The 5,151-nt window shown below is 42.7% G+C and carries 6 protein-coding genes; 1 reads left to right on the forward strand and 5 read right to left on the reverse strand.

Annotation, left to right across the window (positions count from 1 at the left end):
• The 3 genes from C3B52_RS35000 to C3B52_RS35010 form a co-directional block, all read right to left on the reverse strand.
• Window positions 1-1,062: DNA translocase FtsK (locus C3B52_RS35000; RefSeq protein WP_103110945.1), on the reverse strand; the 1,062-nt coding region annotated here is incomplete at its 3' end.
• Between the two features lie 58 nt (window positions 1,063-1,120).
• Window positions 1,121-1,333: a helix-turn-helix domain-containing protein gene (locus C3B52_RS35005; RefSeq protein ID WP_164685077.1), complete on the reverse strand. Its 213-nt coding sequence runs from the start codon at window positions 1,331-1,333 to the stop codon at window positions 1,121-1,123.
• The gene (locus C3B52_RS35010) at window positions 1,330-2,688 is read right to left on the reverse strand and encodes an IS4 family transposase (RefSeq protein ID WP_103110947.1); all 1,359 of its coding nucleotides are present in this window, start codon (window positions 2,686-2,688) and stop codon (window positions 1,330-1,332) included. The genes C3B52_RS35005 and C3B52_RS35010 overlap by 4 nt, the downstream gene beginning before the upstream one ends.
• A gap of 314 nt (window positions 2,689-3,002) precedes the next feature.
• On the opposite strand from C3B52_RS35010, the gene C3B52_RS35020 reads away from it, so the two are divergent.
• On the forward strand, window positions 3,003-3,434 hold the full coding sequence (locus C3B52_RS35020) for a helix-turn-helix domain-containing protein (RefSeq protein WP_047914413.1): 432 nt from the start codon (window positions 3,003-3,005) through the stop codon (window positions 3,432-3,434).
• An 87-nt stretch (window positions 3,435-3,521) separates the two neighbouring features.
• On the opposite strand, the gene C3B52_RS35025 is transcribed toward C3B52_RS35020, so the two are convergent.
• Both C3B52_RS35025 and C3B52_RS35030 read right to left on the reverse strand, forming a co-directional pair.
• A complete protein-coding gene (locus C3B52_RS35025) occupies window positions 3,522-4,103 on the reverse strand; it encodes a response regulator transcription factor (RefSeq protein WP_047914412.1) in 582 nt (193 codons plus the stop codon).
• Window positions 4,104-4,158: 55 nt separating this feature from the next.
• Window positions 4,159-5,151: sensor histidine kinase (locus C3B52_RS35030; protein ID WP_103110948.1), on the reverse strand; the 993-nt coding region annotated here is incomplete at its 5' end.

Here is a 5,151-nt window from a genome sequence, read left to right on the forward strand (position 1 = left end):
ATTCCCCTCAAGCCGCTCATAAAGCATTTGCTGCTCTGGCTCAGGCTCACTTGCCTCAGATTGCCTTCCCTCTCTCTGCTTGAGAAAATCAGGAATAGTATCTGGAGCTTCCTTCTGAGGCTCGGCCTGTAGTTCATCTTCTTTGGCCTGCCCTCCGATGTAAATCTGCGGTTTAGAGCCATCATACTGAGATACAAGTCCCTCCGATTCCATGCGATCAATGAGGCTTCTCGCCTCACCGTAGCCGACATTAAGCTCGGACTGTAGTTTTGGGATCGCTATTTCCCCGGCCTCTCTCGCAAGATCGACAGCCTGCAAGTAACGTTCGTCTGCCATATTTTTTTGCGGGTCAGTGAATGAAGAAGTATCAATTCCTTCTCTTTCAGCCAGTTCACGTTGAAAACCCACATTCATATCCAGCACGGCATCGTTAACCTTAATTTCACTGTCCCCAACAACGTCATATTTCGATTTACCGTTGTTTGGCGTATCCGCACTATCTCTTACTGCCTTTTCATTTTCGAGACGTGCGTTATTCACTTGAAGGTCACTTAAATTGATACCTTCCTTTGCTGCCAATTCACGATGAAATTTAATGTCCATATCCAACACAGCATTAGGAACCCGGATGCTTGATTCTCCAACCACCTGATAGGGTAATGCTCTTTCAGGCTGCTTATCGGCGCGATCAGTCGGGGTCAGCTCTTTATTTATAAGGTTTTCAATAATACTTTTGACCCGAACTTCATCGCTTTGTTTATAGAAAACAGAATGTCGGCCTTCATCTTCAACCACAGCATAGGCGATTTGATAACGTTTAGCTTTCTCTGCAAATTCCTTTAATCTGCTTTTATCCAGATCGAATAGCTTAATTTCATCCTTGCTGGCAAGGAGCTTTTTCAATGATTTCTCGCCCGGCTTGTCGCCCTGTTCTCTAGCCTTATTGATGAGGAATATCAACATCTGTTTTATTGATTCGTTAGTCATTTTAGCGGTTTCTCTGGAGAAGTCAGAAGCCATTCGCGTAACAATTGTTGAAACATCACCGCCGATATCAGACATTCTATCGCCCCTCATTACGAATTTTTCACTGGAACAGTACACGTTTCATTGATGACCATTACACTGTTGCTGTATCTTCGCTTTCATCTTCAAGCTCTTTAATATCAACCTCCAGCGCCTTAGCAAGCTTTCTTATATTTTCGTGAGTCGGGTACTTGCGATTCCCTTTCTCGATTTGGGATATGGTTGGTTGCGGAACCCCCGATTTTTCCGAAAGCTTCAGCTGAGTCCAACCTTTCTCCTTTCTCTTTTTTTTAAGTTTATAACTCAACTTTCGCAGCTTAATTTTCCGAACAAAGCCTTGATATAATTGGGCAAACTCGCAATCCATTGCTGGAGTTGACATACAACGGCAGACTGATCCCGTTTGGATTTTGCTTCCGTGAACGCCATGAAAAATGCGATCAGATGCTGCAAAGCCGTTTTGAGATCCAGGTCTCGAACTTCGTCGGAAAACAGGAAAAACAGACCGCCCAACGACCGCGCGTCGTTGTTGTGACGGCGTTCCCATTCCATTACGAGATAACGGGTAAACACGATCGTGGTGTGGCTGATGAGCATATCAAACGAACGACCTTGAAACTCCGTTCCCAGCTTCAGGTACGATTTGGCAAATTTGAAGAACGTCTCAATGCTCCAACGCATGCCGTAGATGCGAACGATCTCAGCCTCTTCCAACGTCAAATCGGTGCTAAGCAGAACCAGCCAATCCCGCCGCCGATGGCGGTTTTGTACAAAGACCAATTTGATCGGCAAACCGCAGGCGGTTTGAACGATGACCGAGCCAAGGATTTCTTTGTTTTTCTGCTTTGGCAAAAGGGCATACAGTTCATGGAGCGTCAGGCTTTTTCCGTCGAACCGGTATCGTTGTTTCATCGCCTTGACCATCCCAATGACATGCAGACCTTTCGCCATCAGTTCACGCAACAGAGGCGCTTGGGTAAACCAACTGTCCATCAGGACAAAGTCAGCGCTAAATCCAGCCTGAATCGCTCGATCAAGCAGAGCCGCCACGGCATCCGGTTTGCGTGAAAGCGCCTCGATGCGGCGTTTGTAGCCTTGGGTACGCTTGGACAGACGTTCCTTCATCTCGCAAAAGCGATTCGTCAGCTTGGCCGAGCTGAGCATGACAAAATCGATGGGCGCAAAGCTGAAGCCATCCGACCATCCGAGCGTGAGCATGTTGTAGCCGCGAGCATATCTCCCCGTCGTATGATCGAAGATGCGGGCAAGCAACTCGGCTTTCTTGCTGCGATCCCTGCGAAGAACCGAATCATCAATGATGAACGTCCGAACGCGGGACGAAGAGGTTAAGGAATCAAAATGCTGAACGACCTTCAGACTCAAGGCATGCAAAAATCGTCGCCAGGCAAAGCGTGGATGGTTTAAGAATCGATAGACTACATCTTTGCCAGGCAACGACTGGCGGCGGTCGCTATGCAGAAGACGAAACCAATTGCGCCCTTCAAACACGAGCGTAAAGATCAGCTGAAAGATGGCAAGACTGGACAATCCGAACGACTTGGAAATGCCGGCTTTGCGCAACAGTTGTCCGATTTGCAAAGCGGAAAATAAAGTCGAGATTCGTTCTTGGCCCTTTTCAGACAGGAAGTTGTGTTGTACCATAGAGTTACGCACCTTTCTGTTTGGGATGGGAAGACTATCCACTTCCATTTTACCAAACGGAAAGGTGTTTTTCTGTCAAGAACGAGATTTTTCAATAAGAAATCCTAGTCATATCAAGGCTTAACACTAATTTTCAAGGTGCGAAAGTTGAGTTTATAAATAACTCGCACCTCCTTGATGACATTATATTCGAAAACGAATATTTTAGTCAACAGTTTTTTATTCTTATTCGAATAATTATTTGAGTAACGGGCATCGCTTATTCTTTTCTGTTATGATTTAAGTAAAATTCTCAGCAATGGTGCGTGAAGTGAATGGATCAGCTAAACAGTATAATTGGAGCCAATATTAAACATTTTAGAAAAGCAGTAAAAATGTCCACTACGACATTAGCTGAGTTATCAAAAACATCACAAAGTACGATCAGTAAGATCGAAAATGGAAGTTCAACCAGTATCGAAATCCTAATACAGATATGTGATGCTCTCAAAATATCGCTTAATGACATTCTTCCTGCCGGCTTATTGCCCGACACACAACCGGATCATTCCGGAAAGAGACAATTACTTGGGTTATTAGATGAACTAACGGATGCAGAAATTAAAACAATACAATTTTTACTCTCGGCCAACATACTTCCGGTAATAAAGCAAATCACCCCTTTATTAACAGCTTTAGATGAGTTGGATGAAAAATCACGTAATAATCTTCACACCCTTCTTTATTCGATATTAAATAACAGGTGATAGCTATATCGTACAAGTTTCGACAATTTCAAGGGAGGGCCAAAATTATACCCCCTCAATCAAAAATAAGAGACTGACCATATAGGGTCAGCCTCTTATTTTGATTTGTATTTGCTTTATTTGCTTCTTTACAGTCTCAACAGACTTGAACAGCACCTTTGCTATCTCCGCTTTATTCATCCCCTTTTCCCGTAGATCGTAGACCTCTCTCTCTGTGGGAGTAAGGATATACTTTAGCTTCCTCTCCTTTTTCAGCTCCGCAACGAGTACAGCGGACGCGTCAGAATGAATACCCGGATGATCACTGTAAGCTTCCCGTACAGCCCTTGGTATGTCCCGGTAAGACGTTTTAGTAATATAATTAACTGCGCCTTTATCAAAGGCATCCAGGATGATTTCCTTGTCGTTTAGAGCGGTCAACATAATTATATTGCTAAGTCCTAGCTGCTTTAACTCCAAAGCCGTATCCAGCCCGTCACATTCGTTAGGACTTAACATGACATCGACCAAGGCTACATCAACGTTATTTTCTTTATAAGCCCTTATTGCTGCCTCTTTACTTGCCGCGCAGCTAACCACATTCAAATCCTGTTCTCTCTCTATGAAGGAAGACAAGCAGTCTTCCCATACTGGATCATCCTCAACCAACATAACATTTATTTGGGTCATCAAATTCCCTCCTATAGCGGTAAAAGAACCTTCTTTTCAAACACACAGTATGGCGTTATACAAGTTGTTCAGTTATAGGAATTTGCAGAATAAAAGTTGTACCTAACCCCTTCTTGGATTGTACATCAATTTTCCCATCGTGCTTATGCATAACATTCATGCAGTAGGCCAACCCTAATCCGAAATTTTTGCTTCTGTTCTTAGTTGTGAAATACGGATGAAATATACGAGTTAAATCTTCCTGATCAATGCCCGAGCCGTTATCTTGGATTTCAATAACGATAGCCTTTCTGGTTTCATATGCAGATATTCGCAGCTGCCCATTTTGTTCCATAGCCTCAGCTGCATTCTTAATCAAATTCCGTAAAACCTCTTGCATATGCACACTGTCACAATACATTTTCACATTGGTTTTGACATGTATAACAACGTCTATATTTTTCTTTTCCAAATACGGTAAACTCATTTCAATACTGGATTCAATGATCTCACAGACCTTATGGTAATCAGGTATAAGTATAATCTCCTGAGAATGTTTCTGAATTCGATCAACCATTGAGAGCATGTGTGAAGTGGAGTCCATTATAGTATTAATGTCTTTTACAATCGGCTTCGGGTTTTCCCGTTCAGCTTCATACTTAATCCGATCAGAAAGTATGTCAATTTTACCAATCTCATTTTTTATAGTATGGTTTAACGCTGATGCCCCGGAAGTAACCGCACGCATCGCACTTTCACGCTTGTTATTATCGAATCGAAGTCTGACCCCTAAAAGTCCATGCTTTGAAATCAAAATAACAAAAGCCATAAACAAAAGGGTTATAACTAAAGGCATTAACCTCCACACTTCCTCAAAATCAAAAAATGCCTTAAACGTGTAGTTCACAAAAATTTGAAAGATGATCGGTGGAAAGGTGAACAAAATAATATAGAAGCGATTCCGTTTAATTAACTGGATGCTCTCTTTAGCATAGCTGACTATCAATAAAGTCATCCCCACCAATAAATAAGGCACACACCACATAAAGAGTATTCGAAAATTATTTTT

Origin of the sequence: Brevibacillus reuszeri, from assembly GCF_002897295.1 — a bacterium.
GTDB classification, from domain to species: domain Bacteria; phylum Bacillota; class Bacilli; order Brevibacillales; family Brevibacillaceae; genus Brevibacillus; species Brevibacillus reuszeri_A.